We start from the raw sequence: 20,856 nt of genomic DNA, 5'->3' as shown, positions 1-20,856 counted from the left end.
GGCGTGCGGACAGCTGGTGCCACGGTTGGGTGGGAGCTCAGGCCCGGGCGGCGATGGCCGCGGCCCCGGCCGCTGTGAACTCCGCGATGCGTTCACGCGGGGTGGCGTCGCTGACGAGCGCCTCCCCCACGAGGATGGCGTTGGCGCCGTGCGCCGCATAGTGCGCGACGTCGTCGGCGTTCCTGACGCCCGACTCCGCCACCACCACTGCGCCGGCGGGAATGCTGCCGGCGAGTGAGGCGAAAACGGAACGGTCGACGTCGAGCGTCTTGAGGTTGCGGACATTGACGCCGATGATCCGGGCGTCGGCGGCCACGGCGCGCTCGACTTCCTCCGGGGTGTGGGTCTCCACCAGCACGTTCATGCCGAGCTCACGGCTCAGGGCACTGAATTCGCGCAGCTGCTGGTCCGCCAGGGCGGCGACGATCAGGAGGATGAGGTCCGCGCCGTGCGCGCGGGCTTCCCAGATCTGGTACTCGTCCAGCGTGAAATCCTTGCGCAGCAGCGGGACGTCCACCCGGGCGCGAACGGCGTCCAGGTCGGCCAGCGATCCGTTGAACCGGCGCTGCTCGGTCAGCACGCTGATCACCGCGGCACCGCCGTCGGCGTACTGCACGGCCAGCGATGCGGGGTCCGCGATGCTGGCGAGGTCGCCCTTGGAGGGGCTGCGGCGCTTGATCTCGGCGATGACTTTGAGCTCGCCGCGGTCGGCGGAGGCACCGCCGAGGGCAGCCCAGGCGTCCCGGGCAGGAGCAGCCGCCAGGGCGCGGTCCTTCAGCTCCGCGAGGGACACGAGGCGCTTCCGCCCCTCCATGTCCTCCCTGACACCGGCGTTGATGTCGTCGAGAACCGTCACGGTTAGTGGCCGGAGTTCTTGATCTTGCTGCCGCCCACGCCGTAGCCTGCCTTGCGCATGATGAAGCCGGCCAGCAGGCCGAGGACCATGACGCCGATGCCGCTCCAGAAGATCGGGGTGTTTGCGATCACGAAGGCGATGGAGGCGATGAGCGCGCCGATGAGCATGACGATCACGCAGGTCCAGGCGGCCGGGCTGTTGCCGTGGCCGAGGTCGATGCTGTGGTCGATGCCGTGGTGCTGCTTGGGGGCCGCGGGCTTTGTACCGGAAACAGTGGCTTTGCTCATGTGAATCTCCTCAGGATCAATACTGCTTACATTCTGCCATTTTTTGCCGCGGCCTTCGGCATCGCGGCCCGGGTGCATGGCTGCGTGACCCGCCAGCTCAGGTGGGGTCGTCGCCCCGGGAGAGCCTGTCCCAGCTGTCGATCTCGTCCACGGGACCGCTCTGGTGACCCGCGGGACCGGCCGCGGCGGTGTCGTACTTCGTCCGGGACTTCCAGTACCGTCCCGCCGGAACCACCAGCAGGCCGCCGGCGGCCAGCAGGGCTCCTGCGACGACGGCGAGCACCGGGAAGGCGCTGACGCTCACGTCCGCACTGCCTCCCGAAACCCCGGTGGCTGCGGCGATCGACCCCTGCGCCGCCGCGAGGGGATCAGCCAGCACAGTCGCGGCAGCGGCGATGATGCCCGCTGCCGCCAGGACGATGATGGCGGTGATGACCCAGCGTGCGATCTTCCCCGCGATCGAGGCCGCCAGACCGCCCGCCAGTGCGACGAGCGCCAGGGCTGTAACGGTGGTGGCGGCTTTGCTGCCCTGCACCTGGAGGCCGCCGTCGCCGCCGGCAGCCTGTCCCAGCTGCTGGGGGTCCAGATGGACCGTCAGCCAGGTCTGGGTGGTGGTGCCGAAGGCCGCCAGCGCAAGGGCCGCGATCAGGAGCACCACTGTGGACTTGCGCGCCCAGCCCGGCACGCTGCTGCGCGCCTTTGCCGGCATGGCGGATCCGGCGGGACCGGCCATCAGGAGTTTGTCCCGGCGACGGTATCGGGACTGCTGGCAGAGTCCGGGGCATCTACCGATTCGGCCGTGATGTTGTGCAGCGAGCCGGCGGTGTGGACGGCGCGCAGCGGGGCGGCCGCCTTGTTGACGGTCTCCTGCGCCTCGGCAGGATTGCTGGAGTCCGCCACGATGCCGCCGCCGGCCTGGACGTACGCGCGCCCCTCGCGCAGGAGCGCGGAGCGGATGGCGATGGCCATGTCCATGTCGCCGGCGAAGTCCAGGTACCCCACCACGCCGCCGTAGATGCCGCGGCGGTGCGGTTCGAGTTCATCGAGCAGGCGCAGGGCGCGGGGTTTCGGGGCGCCGGAAAGCGTTCCTGCCGGGAACGTGGCCTTCAGGACGTCATAGGCCTTGGCCGCGGGGGCCAGCCGTCCGACGACGGTGGAGACCAGGTGCATGATGTGGCTGAACCGCTCCACCTCCATGAACTGGGTGACATCCACCGACCCCGCCACGCACACCTTCGAAAGGTCGTTCCGGGACAGGTCCACCAGCATGAGGTGCTCGGCCCGTTCCTTCTGGTCGGCGAGGAGTTCCTCGGCCAGTGCCTTGTCCGCGTCCACGGTCTTGCCACGCGGCCGGGACCCGGCGATGGGGTGCGTGATGACGTCTTCGCCGGTGACAGTCACCAGGGCCTCGGGCGAGGACCCTACGATCGAGTACTGGCGGCCAGCGGCATCCTCAAGGCTGAAAATGTACATGTACGGGCTCGGGTTGGTGTTCCGCAGCACCCGGTAGACGTCCAGCGGCGAAGCCCCGCATTCCATCTCGAAGCGGCGCGAGATGACCACCTGGAAGACTTCGCCATCCACGATCGCCTCCTTGCCACGGTCGAGTGCGGCAAGGTACTCGGGCTCGTGCCAGCGTTCCTGCACGCTGGCGGCAAAATCGAGGGCGGCCGGCTCAAGCACGGACACCGGCTGGACCACCGGGGTGCTGATGCGGGCCAGCAGCTCCTTCACACGCGCGACGGCGTCATGCCAGGCCTCATCCACGCGTTCCGAGCTGTTGTCGAAGTTGATGGCGTTGGCGATCAGCAGCACCGTGCCGTCCATGTTGTCGTGGACGGCCATGTCGGTGACGAGGTTCAGCGCCAGTTCGGGGAGCTGCAGGTCGTCCTCCGGCGGGCTGGTCAGCTTTTCCCAGTGGCGGACCGTTTCCCAGCCCAGGAAGCCGACGAGGCCGGAGGTGAAGGGCGGGAGCCCGTCGAACCGGTCGGTGCGCAGGGCCTCGATGGTGTCGCGGATGGCATCAACGGGGTTTCCGTCCACCGGCACGCCCGCCGGCGGCTCGCCCAGCCAGTGCGCCTCGCCGTCCTTGGTGGTCAGCGTGGCACGGGAGCGGGAGCCGATGAAGGAGTAGCGGGACCATGCGCCGCCGACAGCCGCCGACTCCATGAGGAACGTGCCGGGCTGGCCCTGCGCCAGCTTCCGGTACAGCCCGATCGGCGTCTCAGCATCCGCCAGCACCTTGAGCCGGACAGGAATGACCCGGCTGTGGGCGGCGAGTTCCCGGAATTCTTCCAGGCCAGGGCTGATGATTCCGAGGTCCTGCATCGCTATTGGTTCTCCGTCTGTTCTTGGGGGTGCCTGTTGGGTTTCGGGGCTGTTGGTGGAGGAGCCGGGCCGTTAGTGGGCCGGTCCTGCCACAACGTCGAAGGCCCGGCCGTCAAAGCAGGTGCGTGTACCGGTGTGGCATGCTGCGCCAACCTGGTCCACCCGGACCAGAAGGGCGTCGCCGTCGCAGTCCAGGGCCACCGACTTGACCCACTGCACGTGGCCGGACGTGTCACCCTTGCGCCAATACTCCTGGCGGGAACGTGAGTAGAACGTCACCCGGCCGGTGGTCATGGTGCGGTTCAGGGCCTCGTCATCCATCCACCCCAGCATGAGGACCTCGTTGGTGTCGAACTGCTGCACGATGGCGGCCACAAGTCCGGCGCCGTCCCGCTTCAGGGCCGCAGCAACCTCGGCTGGCAGCGGACTGCCCGGCAGAAGGCCTTCGCCGGCATCAAGGGAAGGGGCGCCGGAAGTTTGGGCGGCGCCGAAGGTTTGGGCGGCGCCAGAAGGTTGGGCGGGGGCGGGGGCGGGCTGCTCAGACATCACGTCAAGTCTAGTGCCCATACGGGGACGCTGGCACAAACGCCCCCGGCACCCCGCCAGCGGCAGCAGGTCACAGCGCATGGCCGGCGGGACAACGGCACAAATTCACCGACAACAACTTACTGCGCAACTCCACCTGGGACGTGCTAGTTTTCCAAGTGATGCATTTCGTCGATCCGTCCCGAGAAGTCCTGGCCGAGACCCTGCTGGCGGCCGGCCCCGACTCCCCCACGCTCTGCAAGGGCTGGCAGACCAGGGACCTGGCAGCGCACCTGTACCTGCGTGAGCGCAAGGCTGCCGTCGGACTGGGCCTGATCATCAAAGGCCTGGCCAAGGCCTCGGACAAGGCAACCGCCCGGCTGGCGGAAAAGCTCAGGACCGCCGACGACTATGCCAAACTCGTGAACTCTTTCCGGGCAGGACCCCCCGCACTGTCGCCCATGAAGATCAAGGCCCTGGATGAGAGCTCCAACCTGATCGAATACTTCGTCCACACGGAGGATGTCCGCCGCGCTGTTGACCGCTGGGCACCCCGTGCCCTCGACGAGGAATACTCGGACGCCCTGTGGAATGAACTGGTCAAGCGGGCAGCCATCCTCTACCGCGGCGTGGACCTCGGCATCGTCCTGGTCAGCCCCACCGGCCCCCGGCACGTCGCCAAGCGCGCGCCGGTCTCCGTGGCGATCGTCGGCGAGCCTGGCGAACTGCTGATGCACGCCCACGGCCGCACGCGCCATGCCCTGGTCACCTTCGAGGGCCAGCCCGACGCCGTCGCCCTCCTCCAGTCAGCCGAAGTAGGGCTTTAACAGAGCAACGCGCGTGGGCCCACGCGCGTTGCTTTTCGCTCTAGCGGACCTCGAAGCCAGCGTCGCGGATTGCCGTCTTGACCTGGGACATCATGTCGTCCGGACCCCAGTGGAAGATCGAGGCGGCCAGCACGGCGTCCGCTCCGGCCTGGACGGCGGGCGGGAAGTGCGCAGGCTCCCCTGCCCCGCCGGAGGCGATGATCGGAACCTTGACCGCCGAACGGACCAGCCGGATCAGCTCGAGGTCGAAGCCGTCCTTGGTGCCGTCGGCGTCGATGGAATTCAGCAGGATCTCACCCACGCCGCGGTCCGCGGCCTCCCTGGCCCAGGCGATGGCATCGATGCCGGTGCCCTGGCGGCCGCCGTGGGTGGTGACCTCAAAGCCCGACGGCGTGGGCTGGGACCCGGGGCGGACGCGCCGTGCGTCCACGGAGAGCACCAGCACCTGGGAACCGAAGTGCCGGGTGATTTCGTCGATGACGTCCGGACGGGCTACGGCTGCGGTGTTGATGGAGGCCTTGTCGGCTCCGAACCGCAGCAGCTTGTCCACCTCGGCAACGCCGCGGACGCCGCCGCCTACGGTGAGCGGGATGAACACTTCCTCGGCGGTGCGGCGGACGACGTCGAACGTCGTTTCCCGGTTGCCGGAGGACGCGGTCACGTCCAGGAAGGTGAGTTCGTCGGCCCCGGCGTTGTCGTAACGGTGCGCCAGTTCCACCGGGTCCCCGGCATCGCGGAGGCCCTCGAAATTGATGCCCTTGACCACGCGGCCGGCATCGACGTCCAGGCAGGGGATAACGCGGACGGATACAGCCATGACTTCTCCTGTTGTGCTGCTGGGTGTACTGAGGGAAACCGGGTCAGATCCGGCAGGCGTGGATGCTGCTGACCAGGATGGCGCGGGCGCCGAGGTCGTACAGCTCGTCCATGATCCGGTTGGTTTCCTTCTTGGGCACCATGGAGCGCACTGCCACCCAGTCGGAATCGCGCAACGGCGAGACGGTGGGTGATTCCAGGCCGGGCGTGAGTCCGGCGGCCTGCTCCACGAGTTCCTTGCGGATGTCGTAGTCCATGAGCACGTACTGCCGGGCCACCAGGACACCCTGCAGGCGGCGGATCAGGACCTCGATTTCCTTGGCCGTGCCGTTGGCCGCGCCGCCCTCGCCGGTGCGGCGGATGAGGACAGCCTCGGAGCGCAGGATCGGGTCGCCGAAGATTTCCATGCCGGCGGCCTTGAGGGTGTTGCCGGTCTCCACGACGTCGGCAATGGCGTCCGCGACGCCGAGCCGCACGGAGGATTCCACTGCCCCGTCCAGCCGGACAACCTTGGCCTTGATGCCGCGCTCGGCGAGGTAGTCCCGGAGCAGCCCGTCGTAGCTGGTGGCGAGGCGCTTGCCCTCGAGTTCCTCCACCGCGCCGAAGTCGCCGATCGGACCGGCGAAACGGAAGGTTGAGGCAGCAAAGCCGAGCGGCAGCAGTTCCTCTGCCTCGACCTGCGCGTCCAGCAGGAGGTCGCGGCCGGTGATGCCGACGTCGAGCGTTCCCTGCCCGACGTACACGGCGATGTCCCGGGGCCGGAGGAAGAAGAACTCGATGTCGTTGTCCGGGTCCACCATGACCAGCTCACGGTTGTCCCGGCGCTGGCGGTAGCCAGCCTCGGAGAGCATGGCAGAGGCGGCTTCGGACAGGGATCCCTTGTTGGGTACGGCTACACGCAGCATTAGGAGGTCTTTCTGGTTTGGAAGGTTGGGTCAGGCAAGCGGGGCCACGCAGAGGCGGCTAAAGATGCTTGTAGACGTCTTCCAGGCTGAGGCCCTTGGCAAGCATCAGGACCTGCAGGTGGTACAGGAGCTGCGAGATCTCCTCGGCGGCAGCCTCATCGGATTCGTACTCGGCAGCCATCCAGACTTCGGCCGCTTCCTCCACGACCTTCTTGCCGATACCGTGGACTCCCGAGTCCAGTTCGGTGACAGTCCGGGAGCCTTCGGGGCGGGTCGCTGCCTTCTCGCTCAGTTCTGCGAACAGCGTCTCGAAATTCTTCACGCCCTCCAGCCTACTTGCTCCGGGCCGGGGCCCGCGTGTCGGGCAGTTCCATGACGGCGGGGATGTGAGCGATTACACACGCTGTGTGCTTGCGCCCGCATCCCCGCACATGCACCGGAACTGGGAAAACGTTGCTTAGTAGTTCTTGAGCAACAGTGCGGTGGACAGCGCCGCTGTGACGGCCTCGTGCCCCTTGTCCTCGGACGAGCCGGGCAGTCCGGCCCGGTCCAGGCCCTGTTCTTCCGTGTCGCAGGTGAGCACGCCGAACCCGACCGGCACACCGGTGCTGACGCTCACGTCGGTAAGTCCCGACGTCGCGGCCTGGCAGACGTAGTCAAAGTGCGGCGTTCCGCCGCGGATGACGACGCCGAGGGCGACGACAGCGTCAAAGTGCGGTGCCAGCCGTGCGGCAGCAACGGGGAGTTCGAAGCTGCCCGGCACGCGCAGCACCGTTGGCTCGCTGATGCCGGCGTCCTTGGCGGCACGCAGGGCGCCGTCCAGGAGTCCGTCCATGATTTGGGTGTGCCAGCTTGCCGCCACGATCGCCAGCTTCAGCTGCGAGGTTTCCGCGGGGTCGAGGGTGGTGAGGTCAATCTGGGGTGCGCCGTGTCCGCTCATAAAGTCCTGGTCCGTTCAGTCTTGTTCGTGGTCAAAAGTATCGGTGCCGGTGCGGGGAAGTCCGGCGGTCTCGGTATCGAGGGTCAGCAGATGGTCCATGCGGTCCTTCTTGGTCTGCAGGTAGCGAAGGTTCTGCTCCCGGGACGGCACCTCGGTGGGCACCATCTCGACGACCCGCACGCCGGCCGTGGCCAGGCGGTTTTGCTTGTCCGGGTTGTTGCTGAGCAGCCGGATCTCGTGCAGGCCCATCTCGGCCAGGATCTGCGCAGCGGCCTTGTAGCAGCGGGCATCCACGGGCAGGCCTAGCTGCTCGTTGGCCTCGACGGTGTCGAATCCGGCCTCCTGCAGGGCGTAGGCCTTGATCTTGTTGGCCAGGCCGATGCCCCGGCCTTCCTGGCCGCGGAGGTACAGCAGCGTGCCGCCGTGCTCGGCAATCAGCTCCAGGGCGTAGGCGAGCTGTTCGCCGCAGTCGCAGCGGTAGGAACCAAAGACGTCACCGGTGAGGCATTCCGAGTGGAGGCGCACCAAGGGCGCCTGGCCGTCCTTGGGCGGATGCGGGGAACTGACCGCCAGGTGCTCGGCGCCGGTCACCAGGTCGGTCCACGCCTGCGTCACGAAATTACCGAACGCCGTGGGCAGCTGGACCACGGGCCCGCTGCTCACCGGGTGCGGCTGCCGGCCGTTGCTGCCCGGTTCCGCTGCTTGTGCTGCCGTCATCGTGTTTCCCCTTCTCCGGCCGGACTGACTTCCAAAGTGCTCTCCTGTGAAGATACACGGTTGCCAGCTCCCAGATAGGCAACCAGGTCCTCAATGGAGATCAGGGGGCAACCATGCTCGGCAGCGAAAACCCGAAGGCCGTCCAGCCGCATCATCTCCCCGTCGTCGTACACCACTTCAGCGATCACGCCCACCGGTTCCAGTCCGGCGAGCCGGCAGAGGTCGACAGCCGCTTCGGTGTGGCCGGGGCGTTCACGCACTCCCCCATTAACGGCCCGCAGCGGGAAAATATGCCCGGGACGGGTCAGGGTCTCCGGGCCGCTCTGCGGATCGGCGATGATCCGGGCGGTGAGGGCGCGGTCGGTGGCCGAGATGCCGGTGCTCACGCCGGTGGCGGCGTCACAGGACACGGTGTACGCCGTGCCTTTGGCGTCCTGGTTGACCTCCACCATGGGCGGCAGTTCCAGCGCGTCGGCCCGGGCTCCGTCCAGCGGCACGCAGATGACCCCGGAGCTGTACCGGATGGTCCAGCCCATGAGCGCCGGCGTGGCGTGCTGGGCGGCGAAGATGATGTCGCCCTCGTTTTCCCGGTCCTCGTTGTCCACCACCAGCACCGGCCGGCCGGCGGCCATGGCGCGGACAGCGTCCTCAATCGGGTCCAGGGTATGGGCCCCGGACGTCACGCCGCCGGGCACCGCCGCGTCGAGCTTTGCCGTGCTGTTCACTGCTGGACCTCCGTGTCTTCGTTGATTGCCGTTGCTTCCGGGCCGGTTTCCGGCTCCGCTGTGCGGAACGCGAGCAGCCGCTCGGTGTACTTGGCGAGCACGTCCACCTCAAGGTTCACCCTGCTGCCGGCCGGTTTCGCGCCGAGGCCTGTGTCTGCGAGTGTGGTGGGGATCAGCCCCACCTCGAACCAGGGCGCCGCCTCGGCCGCCGGGCTCACTGCCGTGACGGTCAGGGAAACGCCGTCGATGGCGATGGAACCCTTTTCCGCGATGTAGCGTGCCAGCCGCTGGGGGACGCCGAACCGGAGTCGTTCCCAGTTTCCCTGCGGTTCGCGTTCGAGAAGTTCACCGACGCCGTCCACGTGCCCCTGCACCACGTGGCCGTCAAGGCGCCCGCCGGCGGGGACGCAGCGTTCCAGGTTCACGGGGTCCCCGGCGGCAAGCTCGCCAATGGTGCTGCGGATGAGGGTCTCGCCCATGACGTCGACGCTGAAGTCCTTGCCGTCGATGGCCGTCGCCGTCAGGCACACGCCGTTGACCGCGATCGATCCGCCCAGCGGCAGGCCGTCCGCAGTGCCCGGGGCATGCAGGCGCAGCGTTGCGCTCGTGTCCCCGTTCCGGTCCACGGACAGGACCTTTCCCTGTTCGGCGATAATTCCGGTGAACATCAGTAGCCTCCCATGGCTGTGCCCGCTGCTTCGCGGGCAGGTAGTGAATCGGTTGACGTTGTGGGTGTTGCTGTTGGCTGTCCCGCCGGGCTGTCTTCCGCAGCGGGCGGGTCCTGGGTTTGGTGCGGCACACTGGCTTCCTCCGGCAGAAGGTGCAGGCGGAGGTCCCTGCCCAGGTACTGGACGGCGCCGCCGGAGGCGGGGTCCCACTCCCAGCGCTGGGCGTCCGCCAGTGTTCCGATGCCGAGGCCGTTGAGCGCCGGCGTTCCGGAGCCCAGCAGTGTGGGGGCCAGGTAGACGATGAGTTCGTCCACCAGGCCCGCAGCCAGGAAGGCACTGAGAATCCTTGAGCCGCCCTCCACCATGACGTGCCTTGTCCCTGCGGCGAAGAGAAGGTCCAGCGCCTCGTGGGGATCGCGGGTCGGCAGGTGCAGGACCTTCCCGTCGTCGCCGCGGACGGCGGCGTCGTCCGGCACGTTGCGCAGTCCCATGACCGCGCGCAGCGGCTGTTTCCCGGTGGTGTCGCCGTTGGCATCGCGGGCCGTCAGGCGGGGGTTGTCCACCAGCACGGTCTGCGTTCCGACCAGGATGGCGTCGATCAGGTTCCGGATGCTGTGGTTGTCGGCCAGGGACTCCGGACTGGAAATCCACTGGCTGGTTCCGTCCTCGGCGGCGATCCGGCTGTCGAGGGTCTGGGCGATGTGCAGGGTGACAAAGGGGCGCTGGGCGCCGACGGCCTGGAACCAGCGCCGGTTCAGCTCCAAAGCGCGCTCGGCGGCCAGTCCGCTCCGCACGCTTACTCCGGCGGCCCGCAGCGTGGCGGCCCCGCCGGCGGCTGGGTCATGGGGATCGTCGACGGCGTACACGACGTTCGCTATCCCGGCGTCGATGATGGCCTGGGCACAGGGACCGGTGCGGCCCACGTGGTTGCAGGGTTCCAGGGTGACCACCATGGTGGAACCGGAAAGGTCGACGCCGGCGCTGATCGCCGCCGCTATCGCGTCGGCTTCCGCGTGTGCCGTGCCGGCGCCGCGGTGGTAACCGGTCACCAACTGTCGGCCGTCAGGGCCGACGACGACGGCACCCACCAGCGGGTTGGCGCCCCGGGGACCCTGCAGGGCGGCTTCCAGGGCCGTGTCCATGGCGGCAACTTCAGCGTCGGTGAAAGCCGTTACCGGCGTCCGGGCCGCGGTCACTTGGACACCGCCGGGTCCGGGAAGGCGGTCTCAACCTTGACGGCCGGGGCCTCCGCCACGGTCCGGGTGCGGGAGGCCCGCCACCAGACGATGAAGCCGGCGAGGGTGAAGAAGCCGTAGAAGAGGTACATGAAGGCGCTGGCGTAGTAGCCGGCGCTGAACAGCAGCGGGACGCCCACGACGTCCACGGCAACCCAGATCAGCCAGAACTCGGTCCAGCCGCGGGCCATGCCGTAGGTGGCCAGGAGCGAGCCGGTGAAGGTCCAGGCGTCTGCCCACACGGGCGGGTAGGAGCCAAGGGCATCGAAGAGCGGCGTGAGGGCGGCGGTTCCCGCAGCCATCGCAAGCACCAGCGCCACGCGGGTTTTGGCGCTCGCCCAGGCGGGCGCGATCGCCGTCGGGGTTCCGGCCGCCCGCCGGCTCTGCTGCCAGCGCTGCCAGCCGTAGAGCGCCACGATGATGAACATGACCTGCCGCCCGGCCTGGCCCCAAAGGGTTGCAGGGGTGGCGGAGCCGAAGACGTTGCCCAAAAATACGGTCAGGAGCAGGAGGTTGCCGGCAATACCTGCCGGCCAGGCCCAGACCTTGCGCCGCATGCCGCCGAGGGCGCTGGCCAGGCCAAAGATGTTTCCGAGCACTTCGCGCAGAATCAGCACGGATCCGCCAACGGGAATCTGTGCTTCGAAGAGCCAACGCAGGATGTCCATGCGCGTGTGTCGTTCCTTCCCTCAAGAGCCCTGACGGCTCCGGGGGTATACGACAGCGAAACGCAGCGGCGTCCTGGAACGCCACAAAGTACAGCTGTACGTGCTTCTCTCATCCAGACTTTAACTGTCGGTACCGGAATTTCACCGGTTCAACCGTCCGCCGGGCTCCCGAAAAGGAAACACCGGCTCGCGGGTCGCGGACTGTCACCGCCGGTTCGGACTTACACCGACCCCGGAGCACGTATTGTGTGTTGCTATTCTGACACAACTTGGCGGGTGCTCCGGCTATTCCCGGTACAAAACCGTCATGCGGCCGTCATGGAAGCCTGAACCGGCCCCAGCGACGGCCGCATGACCCTGCTGCGGGAGGGGGTTCCTGAAGCTAGAGGCTGCCTGCCTTGCGCAGCCGGTCGATGGCTCCGGACGGATCTGCTGCCCCGTAGACTGCGGACCCGGCGACGAAGACGTTCGCTCCGGCTTCCGCGGCGCGGACAATGGTTTCCTCCGTGATGCCGCCGTCAACCTGGATGGCGACGTTCACGCCTGATCCCTCGATGGCGGCGCGGGCGCGGCGGATCTTGGGGAGCGTGAGGTCAAGGAACGCCTGGCCGCCGAAACCGGGCTCGACTGTCATGATCAGCAGCATGTCCAGTTCCGACAGCATGTCCAGGTAGGGCTCGACGGCCGTGGCGGGCCGCAGCGCCATCCCGGCCTTCGAACCCCGGGCCCGCAGCTCCCGTGCCAGCTTCACCGGCGCGATCGATGCCTCGGCATGGAACGTCACGGAAGCAACGCCGGCGTCCGCGTAGCCCGGGGCCCAGCGGTCGGCGTCGGAAATCATCAGGTGGGCGTCCAGCGGGACCGGGCTGACCGCCTGGATCCGCTGGACCACGGGAAGCCCCAGGGTGAGATTGGGGACAAAGTGGTTGTCCATCACATCCACGTGCACGGAATCAGCGTTGCTGATTTTCTGCAGCTCGGCTTCGAGGTTCACGAAGTCGGCGGAGAGGATGCTGGGATTGATGCAGCACTGCGTCATGCGGGGTCCTTTCGCGGGACGGAAGTCCGGGGTGTGTGATCAGGCGGTGGGAGGATCGGCGCTTGGGCGTATTCAGCGCTTGCGGCGGATGAGGGCGAGGAACATCGCATCCGTGCTGTGGACATGCGGCCACAGCTGGGCGGTTTTCTCGTGCCCGGCTTCCAGGCTGCCGCCGAGGCTTATGGCGTCCAGCGCGTTACCGGCGTCGAGCAGTTCCAGGTCGTCGCGTTTGCGCAGGGCGTCGCTGACCACAGCCGTGGTTTCGGCGGGGTGCGGCGAGCACGTCACATAGGCCACCACGCCACCTGGCCGGACAGCGGCCAGTGCCGAGTTCAGCAGTTCGCGCTGCAGCGGCCCCAGGTCTGCCAGGTCCTTTGGAGTGCGGCGCCAGCGGGATTCAGGCCGGCGGCGCAGGGCTCCGAGCCCGCTGCAGGGAACGTCCACGAGCACCCGGTCAAAGGCGGCAGGCCGTTCCGACCCAACCTCGCGGCCGTCGCCGGTCCGGACGGTCCAGACGCCGGACGGCACGGCGGACAGCGCCTGGCTGACCAGCTTGGCACGGTGCGGAGCAGGTTCGTTGGCCAGCAGCGTGGCCCCGCGTTCGTTCGCCAGGGCGCCCAGCAGGGCGGCCTTGCCACCCGGTCCGGCGCAAAGGTCAAGCCATGCCTCACCGGCTGTTTCCTGTGCATCTGCGCCCCCGCGGTCAGCCGCCTCGAGGCTGACCCCCGCCAGGGCACGGGCCACCAGCTGCGAACCGACGTCCTGCACGCGGGTGGTGCCGGACCGGACCGATTCCAGCCGGCCCAGGTCCCCGCCGCTGGAAAGGGCGGAACCTTCCACCAGCTCTCCCGGAACAGCGCCGCTCCCCAGTGCCTCGTCCAGGCTGCCGAGCCCGGGAAGTGCCACCAGGTTCACTACCGGTGCGGCGTTGTCCGCTTCCAGCAGCTCGGCGATTTCACTGACCGGGCGACCGTGTGCCACCAGGGACTGCCGCAGGGCACGGACGATCCACTCGGGGTGGGCGTACCGGATGGCAGCAACTTTGTTCTCGTCCTGCTCGCCCGCGACCAGCTCGGCCAGCCACTCATCCATGCTGCGGGCCGCCACTTTACGGAGGACGGCATTGATCAGTGTAGACGGGCCGGCGCCGATGACTGCCCGGGCCAGGCCAACGGTCTGGTCCAGGGCGGCGTGCGCGGGAACGCGCATTGCGAGCAGCTGGTGGACGCCGATGCGCAGGGCGTCAAGAACTGCCGGATCCAGCTTCTCAAGGGGACGGTCCACGCAGCGGGACAGGATGGCATCGTAGGTGCCCTGGTTCCGCAGCGCACCGTAGCTCAGTTCCGTGGCGAATCCTGCGTCACGCCGGTCCAGGCCGTGCTGGCGGATCCGCGCCGGCAGGACGAGGTTGGCATAGGCGTCCTCCGCCGCGACCGCGCGCAGCACCTCAAAGGCCACCAGTCGTGCCGGGTCTGCCCGGCGGGTGCGCTGCGACGGCGCGCTCTCGGTGAAGTTGCGCTGCGGGCCGCGGTTCCGTTCCCTGCCCTGCGCGTTGCGGCGGCTGGGGCCTCCCCCGCCCCGGCGCTGGCCTGCTCCGCTTCGGCCGGAGTCGCTCATTGGAATACCACGCTTTCAAGGGATGCCTGGCCGCGCGCCCAATCGGCGGCAGCCATCATTTTCTTACCGGCAGGCTGCACCTTGGTGAGTTCAACGGCATGTGAACCCGTACCCACCAGCACGCCCTTCCCGGCCAATGCCACCTGTCCGGGCTGAATATCGGTGACGTCGGGGCGGAGCCGGACCGGCTCCAGCTTGAGCCGCTGGCCGTCAAGGGTGGTCCATGCTCCCGGTTCGGGTGTCACGCCGCGCGCCCGCCGGCCCACGGACAGTGCCGGTTCCGACCAGTCAATGCGGCCGTCGTCGATGGTCAGCTTCGGCGCAAGCGTCACGTCCCCCTGCTGGGGTCGGGGCGAGGCCGCTCCGGATTCGACGGCGGACAGCGTCTGGGCGAGCAGCACGGCCCCGCTGTGGGACAGCCGTTCAAGCAGCGCTCCGGAGGTGTCCTCCGGGCCGACGGCTTCGGTCAGTGTTCCGATGACGGGACCCGTATCGAGCCCCTCCTCAAGCTGGAACGTGACGGCGCCGGTGACGTCATCGCCGGCGATGACGGCGCGCTGCACAGGAGCCGCGCCGCGCCAGGCCGGCAGCAGCGAGAAGTGCAGGTTGATCCATCCGTGCTGCGGAACGTCCAGGGCCGCCCGGGGAACCAGCCCGCCATACGCGACGATGGCCGCCACGTCCGGACGGGCCTCGGCGATCCGTTCTGTGACGGCAGCATCCACACGGGACGCATGGATGATGTCGATGCCGAGCTCTGCGGCGCGGGCAGCAACAGGCGACGGCGTGAGGATGCGTTTGCGGCCCACCGGCGCATCCGGCCGGGTCAGCACTGCAACGACATCGAAGCCGGCGGCTACCAGTGCATCCAGCGAGGGCACGGCGACGGATGGTGTTCCGGCGAAAAGAACCCTCATCCGGCAGCACCGAAGCTGCCGCCGAAGCTGGAGCCCACGGTCTTGGCGCGCTTTGCGGTGGTTTTTTCCGTGATGGAGTCATAGTTGGCGTTGCGGATGGAACGCAGGGCGGCTTTGCGGTCCTCACCCTCCAGCCGGTCGGTGAAGAGGATGCCGTCCAGGTGGTCGGTTTCGTGCTGGAAGCAGCGGGCCAGCATTCCCTCCGCCTCCACCGAGACGGGGTTGCCGTGCATGTCCACGCCGGTGACACGGGTGGTGCGGTAGCGGCGGACGGGGAAGCCCAGCCCGGGGATGGAGAGGCAACCCTCCACCTCATCAGGCTGGAAGTCCTCGCTGTTCTCCAGTACCGGGTTGACGATGTGGCCTTCAACGCCGCCGATCCGGTAGGTGAAGACGCGGAGGCTGACGCCGATCTGGGGTGCGGCCAGGCCTGCGCCTTCCACGTCTTCCATCGTTTCAGTCATGTCGGCAACGAGCCTGGCCAGCTCCGGCCCGAAATCCGTGACAGGGTCGGCAACCGTGCGGAGCACGGGATCGCCGATGATACGGATATTCAGAATTGCCATGTGCAGTCATTTCCTCACGGTGCAGGGGGTAACGGGATCCAGTCCAGTTTAGTTGCTGCGGCCAGGCGCCCGCAGATGACGCCCGCCCGCGCAGATGGGGTCAGGAGTACACCGGGGGCGCCAACGGCAGCAACGCGGGTCCCGCGCTCAAGGTGTCAGCGGACATTTCCCACACCCGGCGCAGGGCACAGAACTTCCACCAGTGGTGCTTGAGGACCTCAGGGTTGGCCCGGACCGGCCGCACCTCGGTTTCACCGATCGCGACTGCGAGCAGGACCGGGGAATCGCCGTGCTGCCACGGTTGCCACTCCCCTGCCACGGCATCCACGAGGCTCTCCTCGGCCTTCATGCCGGCCACAAGCTGCATGACCACTTTGTCATCCAGCGGCTTGACCTGGCCGTCGCGCGTGGTCCCTTTGGTCTTGTAGTCGATAAGGCAGGTGCGTCCGTTGATCCTTGCGACGAGGTCCAGGGTCCCCGCGTATCCGACCGTCTTGTTCCACACGGTGATCTCCGGTGCAACCGGCTCCACGCGGAACAGCTCCCACCACTCATCGAAGCGGGCGGCGAAGGCTTCCTCGCCATTGGCGGCCAGCGCCTCCCGCGCCTCCTTCATCTGGTGCGGCCTGCCGAGGGCCCGCAGTGCCACCTGCTCGCAGTAGTAGTGCACCCGGTCCCCGCGCTGCGCTGCCTCGTCCCGGTAGGTTTCCGCCGCCTTGGCCGCACGGTTCACCGCCTGGCGCACCCGTGCGGGGCTGCCGAGGATCTCGGGAAGCGAGGGGTCCTTGGCCAGGCTGCTGGCCCCCATGTAGCCGAACCAGCCGTCCAGCCCGTGGGCCTGCTGCCCGATGACGGTGGTGATGGACGGAACCGTGAACTGTTCCGTGGTGGAGCGGGCGTACATCCGGCCATATTCGGTGGCATGGGCGAGGAGTGGAGCGGTCATGGTGAGACTCTTTCACAGGGGTCTGACAGTAATGCGGCAACAGATTTTCGACGGGAAACAGAAAAGCCCGCCCCACCCGGTTTTATCTCACGGGCGGAACGGACTTTCTATCGGTGGGCGATACTGGGTTCGAACCAGTGACCTCTTCGGTGTGAACGAAGCGCGCTACCACTGCGCCAATCGCCCCGATGCATTTGAATGCTAGCGGACGATTGCCGGTTAACGGAAATCGGCCTCTGACGTGCTGCACGCCACACCGCCGGATCTCCCCAAACATGGGCTCCGAGGGGTGGGAAAGGCCATCAAACTACACCCCTGTAATTAGAAAATTTCCCTAGAATTCAAGGAAAAACGCCTCCCTCGTCCACGTCCCCGGCACTCGATTTGGAGTTTCCCCGAACCTGCCTGTAGAGTTCTTACTCGTTGGAACGCGACGAACTGCCGATGAGGCAAGGAATCGCTGCTCCGAAATGCGGACGTAGCTCAGCTGGTAGAGCACCACCTTGCCAAGGTGGATGTCGCGAGTTCGAATCTCGTCGTCCGCTCGCAGGACACTGTCACGGCACTGGTTCCCAGGAATCAACGCCTACACGGTGGGTTGGCCGAGAGGCGAGGCAGCGGCCTGCAAAGCCGTATACACGGGTTCGAATCCCGTACCCACCTCGGTGAAAGCCATGGTTTCCGGTTTTCCGGATGCAATGGGCGATTGGCGCAGCGGTAGCGCGCTTCCCTGACACGGAAGAGGTCACTGGTTCGATCCCAGTATCGCCCACCAGAGCAAGGAAACTTGCTTGTAGTTGAATGACGGCCTTAGGGCACGACTTCAAAATGCGGACGTAGCTCAGCTGGTAGAGCACCACCTTGCCAAGGTGGATGTCGCGAGTTCGAATCTCGTCGTCCGCTCTCTTGATCCCTAAGGATCCGAACCCAGGATACCGCCGGTTACACCGGCTCCGGGCGATTGGCGCAGCGGTAGCGCGCTTCCCTGACACGGAAGAGGTCACTGGTTCGATCCCAGTATCGCCCACGAAACAAGGCAGCTCCCCGGAGCTGCTTTTTTCTTGCCCTCATACTGTTTGACAAATCTTGTCAATAGCGCCTTGGCAGGCACCTCCTTCGGGGCTAGGATCGAATGCGGAGGAGCGAACTGGCTCCGCGATTGAAGGGAGGTGCTCGTGGGTTTACTTGACGATCTGAAGGGCAAGGCTCAGGGTCTGATCCGCGGCAACGAGCAGGCCATCAAGGACGGCATCGCTAAAGCAGGTGATTTTGTCGACTCCAAGACGGGCGGCAAATACACCGGCCACGTGGATAAGGTCCAGGCTGGCGCTTCCACTCTCGTTGACAAAGCCAACGAGAGGCCAACCCAGGCACCGGTGGACAACGTTCCGCCGGCTGAGAAGGCTCCGTAGCCGGGGACTTTCCTGGGCTTAGCCCCTAAACGTCAAAAAGGTGCCGGTCCCGCCGAGAGGCGGCGCCGGCACCTTTCGCGTCTCCGAAAGGAAGCGGCCCTTCGACCGCGCCTACGAGGGCTCGTGGTTCTGGCCCTCACGGGCCAGCGCGGTCAGCCGGGAGACTGCCCTGAAGTACTTCTTCATGTAGCCGCCGGTCATCATGTCCTCGGTGAACAGCTTGTCGAACGGCACACCGCTGGCCAGGATCGGAACATCCTTGTCGTAGAGCCTGTCGGCCAGGACCACGAACCTCAGCGCCACGGCCTGCTCGGTGATGGTTTCCACGTCCCGCCAGACCACACCGTCCACTCCGTCAATCAGCTTGCGGTACCGGCTCGGGTGAACGCCCGCAAGGTGCGAGATGAGGCTGCTGAAGTCGTCCTCGGCCACGGTCTTGCCGTCAAACTCCGCCTTCATATGGGCGTGGAGTTCGCTGTTGCGCAGCGGGGCCGGTGCAGCCGGCAGGCCGCGGTGGCGGAAGTCCTCGCCGTCGATCCGGATGACGTCGAACTGGTCAGCCAGGACCTGGATTTCGCGCTGGAAATCCACCGCGGCAAAGCGTCCGTCGCCCAGCGAGCCGGGCAGGGTGTTGGAGGTGGCCGCGAGCTTCACGCCGGCGTCGGCCAGTTCCCGCATGAGACGGGACATCAGGACCGTGTCGCCCGGATCATCCAGTTCGAACTCATCGATGCAGACGAGCTTGTAGGAACTCAGTGCTTCAACGGTTTTCCGGAAAGACAGGGCACCCACCAGGTTCGTGTATTCCACGAAGGTGCCGAAGGCCTTGGGGCCCGGGGCAGCATGCCAGAGTGAAGCCAGCAGGTGGGTTTTTCCGACCCCGAATCCGCCGTCGAGATAAATGCCGGCGCGGTTGGTGTCCTTTTTGCCAAAGAGCTTCTTGAACAGTCCCCCGCCGTTCCCGTTGCCGACGCCCCCGGCAAAGGCCTGCAGTGCGTGCACCGCCGCAGCCTGGCTGGGCTGCTTCGGATCGGGCCGGTAGCTTGCAAAGGACACCTGCCCGAACCTGGGCGATGGGTAGAAACCTTTGAGGAGCTCATCAACAGACACCGCCGGCGTCCGGGTGGTGAGCTTTTCGATCTGTACCAAAGTGGTCCGTTCTGCCGGTGATTTGTCCCAAGCAAGAATACCGGCATCGGCCGCCCGTCCCGCGGGCAACGGCGTAGTGCCGGCGCCGCCGTGAGCAAGCACACATTTCGTCCTGTTAACACACAGGAGCATTCAAACCTGCCCGTGGCTAGTGTTGGAGCAGTGACCCGCCGTCCCCCGGCGGTCTGACCTGACCGTTTCAGTGAAAGGCCATACGCATGTCCTACCCCGTCGAACAGAACGAGAAGTTCGCCGCCTACGCGCACCCCGAGCGGCTTGTTTCCACCGAGTGGCTGGCTGCGGCCATCGACGCCGGCGCCCTTAACGATGGCAAGCTCGTGGTGGTGGAGTCCGATGAAGACGTCCTGCTCTACGAGACCGGCCACATCCCCGGCGCGGTCAAGATCGACTGGCACACCGACCTGAACGACGAGGTGACCCGTGACTACGTGGAGGGCGAGGCATTTGCCGCCCTGGCCGCCGCGAAGGGCATCTCCCGCGACACCACCGTGGTCATCTACGGCGACAAGTCCAACTGGTGGGCCGCCTACGCCCTCTGGGTCTTCAGCCTCTTCGGCCACGAGGACGTCCGGCTGCTTGACGGCGGCCGCGACAAGTGGATCGCCGAGGGCCGCGCGCTGACCACCGACATCCCCTCGCCCGAGGTAGGAAACTACCCGGTGGTGGAGCGCAACGACGCCCCGATCCGCGCCTTCAAGGAAGACGTCCTCGCCCACCTGGGCAAGCCGCTGATCGACGTCCGCTCCCCCGAGGAGTACACCGGCCAGCGCACCCACATGCCGGCATACCCCGAGGAAGGCGCCCTGCGCGGCGGCCACATCCCCACCGCGGCGTCGATCCCCTGGGCCCGGGCGGCAGCCGAGGACGGCACCTACCGCAGCCGTGCCGAGCTTGAGGCGCTGTACCTCGGCGAGGCGGGGCTCACCGAGGGCGACGACGTCGTGGCCTACTGCCGCATCGGCGAACGCTCCAGCCACACCTGGTTCGCGCTGAAGTTCCTCCTCGGCTTCGAAACAGTCCGCAACTACGACGGCTCCTGGACGGAATGGGGCAACGCCGTGCGCGTCCCGATCGCCAAGGGCGCCGAACGCGGCTCCATCCCGGCAGTTGCCGCCAGGTAAGTGAGCGTAAAAAAGCGGCGGACATGGACAACCTGCGTAAGCTGGAAGTGATGAGCACTCAAGCACTTCCTACCGCACTGGCGGAGATTGTCGATGACTTCCAGGCACTGGGCGAGCCCGAGCGGCTCCAGCTCCTGCTGGAGTTTTCCCGCGGCCTGCCGGAACTGCCGGAGCGCCTGAACGACCACCCGGAGCTGCTGGAACAGGTGGTGGAATGCCAGTCGCCTCTTTTCCTCACGATTGAGACGGAAAAGAACAACGGCGGATCCCCCGCCTACCGGCTGTTCTTCAAGGCGCCGCCGGAAGCCCCCACCACGCGCGGTTTCGCCGGCGTGCTCCATGAAGGACTGGACGGCCTGACGGCCGAGGAGATCCTGGCAGTTCCCGACGACATGCCGGAGCTGCTCGGCCTCACCCGCGCCATTACCCCGCTGCGCATGCGCGGCATGACCGCGATGCTGGGGCGGATCAAGCGCAAGGTGGCCGCCGCGGCCCGGCTCCAGGCCTAGGGGCCGGAATGTCTTTTAGAGAAAGATGACGTCGCAGTGTACGATTGGGTTTTAGTTCTTGG

24 protein-coding genes, 6 tRNA genes and 1 riboswitch are annotated in these 20,856 nt (G+C 67.0%); of the genes, 9 read left to right on the top strand and 21 right to left on the bottom strand.

Annotated elements, in window-relative coordinates:
- Positions 1-37 precede the first annotated feature (37 nt).
- The 5 genes from trpC to hisI form a co-directional block, all read right to left on the bottom strand.
- Entirely contained in the window at positions 38-856 is an 819-nt protein-coding gene (gene trpC / locus ACFUTU_RS19850; protein ID WP_377967422.1) for an indole-3-glycerol phosphate synthase TrpC, read from the bottom strand.
- Positions 857-858: 2 nt separating this feature from the next.
- The gene (locus ACFUTU_RS19845; protein WP_076797916.1) at positions 859-1,143 is read right to left on the bottom strand and encodes an HGxxPAAW family protein; all 285 of its coding nucleotides are present in this window, start codon (positions 1,141-1,143) and stop codon (positions 859-861) included.
- A gap of 97 nt (positions 1,144-1,240) precedes the next feature.
- Positions 1,241-1,876 (bottom strand): Trp biosynthesis-associated membrane protein, encoded by a 636-nt coding sequence (locus ACFUTU_RS19840; protein ID WP_377967420.1) that lies wholly within the window; start codon positions 1,874-1,876, stop codon positions 1,241-1,243.
- Complete coding sequence (locus ACFUTU_RS19835; protein ID WP_377967418.1) at positions 1,876-3,471, bottom strand: anthranilate synthase component I; 1,596 nt, start codon at positions 3,469-3,471, stop codon at positions 1,876-1,878. The genes ACFUTU_RS19840 and ACFUTU_RS19835 overlap by 1 nt, the downstream gene beginning before the upstream one ends.
- 72 nt (positions 3,472-3,543) lie before the next feature.
- Positions 3,544-4,017, bottom strand: coding sequence for a phosphoribosyl-AMP cyclohydrolase (hisI, locus tag ACFUTU_RS19830; protein WP_377967416.1), 474 nt, complete (start codon positions 4,015-4,017; stop codon positions 3,544-3,546).
- A gap of 161 nt (positions 4,018-4,178) precedes the next feature.
- On the opposite strand from hisI, the gene ACFUTU_RS19825 reads away from it, so the two are divergent.
- Positions 4,179-4,823, top strand: a complete 645-nt coding sequence (locus tag ACFUTU_RS19825) for a TIGR03085 family metal-binding protein (RefSeq protein ID WP_377967414.1) — start codon at positions 4,179-4,181, stop codon at positions 4,821-4,823.
- 40 nt (positions 4,824-4,863) lie between these two features.
- Here the strand turns inward: ACFUTU_RS19825 and hisF are convergent, their stop codons facing one another.
- The 15 genes from hisF to ACFUTU_RS19750 form a co-directional block, all read right to left on the bottom strand.
- Complete coding sequence (hisF, locus tag ACFUTU_RS19820) at positions 4,864-5,640, bottom strand: imidazole glycerol phosphate synthase subunit HisF (RefSeq protein WP_377967412.1); 777 nt, start codon at positions 5,638-5,640, stop codon at positions 4,864-4,866.
- 43 nt (positions 5,641-5,683) lie between these two features.
- A complete protein-coding gene (hisG, locus tag ACFUTU_RS19815) occupies positions 5,684-6,544 on the bottom strand; it encodes an ATP phosphoribosyltransferase (protein WP_377967410.1) in 861 nt (286 codons plus the stop codon).
- A 58-nt stretch (positions 6,545-6,602) separates the two neighbouring features.
- Entirely contained in the window at positions 6,603-6,866 is a 264-nt protein-coding gene (locus tag ACFUTU_RS19810) for a phosphoribosyl-ATP diphosphatase (protein WP_377967408.1), read from the bottom strand.
- Between the two features lie 135 nt (positions 6,867-7,001).
- Positions 7,002-7,484, bottom strand: a complete 483-nt coding sequence (gene ribH / locus ACFUTU_RS19805; protein WP_377967406.1) for a 6,7-dimethyl-8-ribityllumazine synthase — start codon at positions 7,482-7,484, stop codon at positions 7,002-7,004.
- 15 nt (positions 7,485-7,499) lie between these two features.
- The gene (gene ribA, locus ACFUTU_RS19800) at positions 7,500-8,201 is read right to left on the bottom strand and encodes a GTP cyclohydrolase II (protein ID WP_377967404.1); all 702 of its coding nucleotides are present in this window, start codon (positions 8,199-8,201) and stop codon (positions 7,500-7,502) included.
- Positions 8,198-8,926 (bottom strand): 3,4-dihydroxy-2-butanone-4-phosphate synthase, encoded by a 729-nt coding sequence (ribB, locus tag ACFUTU_RS19795; protein WP_377967402.1) that lies wholly within the window; start codon positions 8,924-8,926, stop codon positions 8,198-8,200. The genes ribA and ribB overlap by 4 nt, the downstream gene beginning before the upstream one ends.
- Positions 8,923-9,594, bottom strand: coding sequence for a riboflavin synthase (locus ACFUTU_RS19790; RefSeq protein ID WP_377967400.1), 672 nt, complete (start codon positions 9,592-9,594; stop codon positions 8,923-8,925). Before ACFUTU_RS19790 ends, ribB begins: the two co-directional genes overlap by 4 nt.
- A complete protein-coding gene (gene ribD, locus ACFUTU_RS19785) occupies positions 9,594-10,736 on the bottom strand; it encodes a bifunctional diaminohydroxyphosphoribosylaminopyrimidine deaminase/5-amino-6-(5-phosphoribosylamino)uracil reductase RibD (protein ID WP_377967424.1) in 1,143 nt (380 codons plus the stop codon). The genes ACFUTU_RS19790 and ribD overlap by 1 nt, the downstream gene beginning before the upstream one ends.
- A gap of 50 nt (positions 10,737-10,786) precedes the next feature.
- A complete protein-coding gene (gene pnuC, locus ACFUTU_RS19780; protein ID WP_377967398.1) occupies positions 10,787-11,497 on the bottom strand; it encodes a nicotinamide riboside transporter PnuC in 711 nt (236 codons plus the stop codon).
- A 96-nt stretch (positions 11,498-11,593) separates the two neighbouring features.
- Positions 11,594-11,742, bottom strand: a riboswitch (FMN riboswitch).
- A gap of 137 nt (positions 11,743-11,879) precedes the next feature.
- Entirely contained in the window at positions 11,880-12,536 is a 657-nt protein-coding gene (gene rpe / locus ACFUTU_RS19775; protein ID WP_377967396.1) for a ribulose-phosphate 3-epimerase, read from the bottom strand.
- Between the two features lie 72 nt (positions 12,537-12,608).
- On the bottom strand, positions 12,609-14,153 hold the full coding sequence (locus ACFUTU_RS19770; protein WP_377967394.1) for an RsmB/NOP family class I SAM-dependent RNA methyltransferase: 1,545 nt from the start codon (positions 14,151-14,153) through the stop codon (positions 12,609-12,611).
- The gene (gene fmt / locus ACFUTU_RS19765) at positions 14,150-15,070 is read right to left on the bottom strand and encodes a methionyl-tRNA formyltransferase (RefSeq protein WP_377967392.1); all 921 of its coding nucleotides are present in this window, start codon (positions 15,068-15,070) and stop codon (positions 14,150-14,152) included. The genes ACFUTU_RS19770 and fmt overlap by 4 nt, the downstream gene beginning before the upstream one ends.
- Positions 15,067-15,636: a peptide deformylase gene (gene def, locus ACFUTU_RS19760; protein WP_377967390.1), complete on the bottom strand. Its 570-nt coding sequence runs from the start codon at positions 15,634-15,636 to the stop codon at positions 15,067-15,069. The genes fmt and def overlap by 4 nt, the downstream gene beginning before the upstream one ends.
- A gap of 100 nt (positions 15,637-15,736) precedes the next feature.
- Positions 15,737-16,582, bottom strand: a complete 846-nt coding sequence (locus ACFUTU_RS19755) for a cytochrome (protein WP_377967388.1) — start codon at positions 16,580-16,582, stop codon at positions 15,737-15,739.
- Between the two features lie 114 nt (positions 16,583-16,696).
- Positions 16,697-16,768: transfer RNA gene (locus tag ACFUTU_RS19750), tRNA-Val, on the bottom strand.
- 286 nt (positions 16,769-17,054) lie between these two features.
- On the opposite strand from ACFUTU_RS19750, the gene ACFUTU_RS19745 reads away from it, so the two are divergent.
- The 6 genes from ACFUTU_RS19745 to ACFUTU_RS19720 all read left to right on the top strand — a co-directional run bounded on the left by ACFUTU_RS19745 (position 17,055) and on the right by ACFUTU_RS19720 (position 17,994).
- Positions 17,055-17,127 (top strand) — tRNA-Gly (locus ACFUTU_RS19745).
- Positions 17,128-17,174: 47 nt separating this feature from the next.
- Positions 17,175-17,245: transfer RNA gene (locus ACFUTU_RS19740), tRNA-Cys, on the top strand.
- Positions 17,246-17,282: 37 nt separating this feature from the next.
- Positions 17,283-17,357, top strand: a tRNA-Val gene (locus ACFUTU_RS19735).
- 55 nt (positions 17,358-17,412) lie between these two features.
- Positions 17,413-17,485 (top strand) — tRNA-Gly (locus ACFUTU_RS19730).
- 52 nt (positions 17,486-17,537) lie between these two features.
- Positions 17,538-17,609 (top strand) — tRNA-Val (locus ACFUTU_RS19725).
- A 148-nt stretch (positions 17,610-17,757) separates the two neighbouring features.
- Positions 17,758-17,994: an antitoxin gene (locus ACFUTU_RS19720; protein WP_377967386.1), complete on the top strand. Its 237-nt coding sequence runs from the start codon at positions 17,758-17,760 to the stop codon at positions 17,992-17,994.
- Between the two features lie 111 nt (positions 17,995-18,105).
- Here ACFUTU_RS19720 and zapE read toward each other — a convergent pair whose 3' ends face one another.
- On the bottom strand, positions 18,106-19,143 hold the full coding sequence (gene zapE, locus ACFUTU_RS19715; protein ID WP_377967384.1) for a cell division protein ZapE: 1,038 nt from the start codon (positions 19,141-19,143) through the stop codon (positions 18,106-18,108).
- A gap of 218 nt (positions 19,144-19,361) precedes the next feature.
- On the opposite strand from zapE, the gene ACFUTU_RS19710 reads away from it, so the two are divergent.
- Together ACFUTU_RS19710 and ACFUTU_RS19705 are read left to right on the top strand one after the other, a co-directional pair.
- Complete coding sequence (locus ACFUTU_RS19710) at positions 19,362-20,285, top strand: sulfurtransferase (RefSeq protein WP_377967382.1); 924 nt, start codon at positions 19,362-19,364, stop codon at positions 20,283-20,285.
- Positions 20,286-20,335: 50 nt separating this feature from the next.
- On the top strand, positions 20,336-20,794 hold the full coding sequence (locus ACFUTU_RS19705) for a SufE family protein (protein WP_377967380.1): 459 nt from the start codon (positions 20,336-20,338) through the stop codon (positions 20,792-20,794).
- The last annotated feature ends 62 nt before the right edge of the window (positions 20,795-20,856 follow it).

Source organism: Arthrobacter sp. NPDC057388, from assembly GCF_042668165.1.
Classification (GTDB): domain Bacteria; phylum Actinomycetota; class Actinomycetes; order Actinomycetales; family Micrococcaceae; genus Arthrobacter.
Note: the sequence above shows the minus strand (reverse complement) of the source record. Positions and strands in the feature narration are given on the sequence as shown.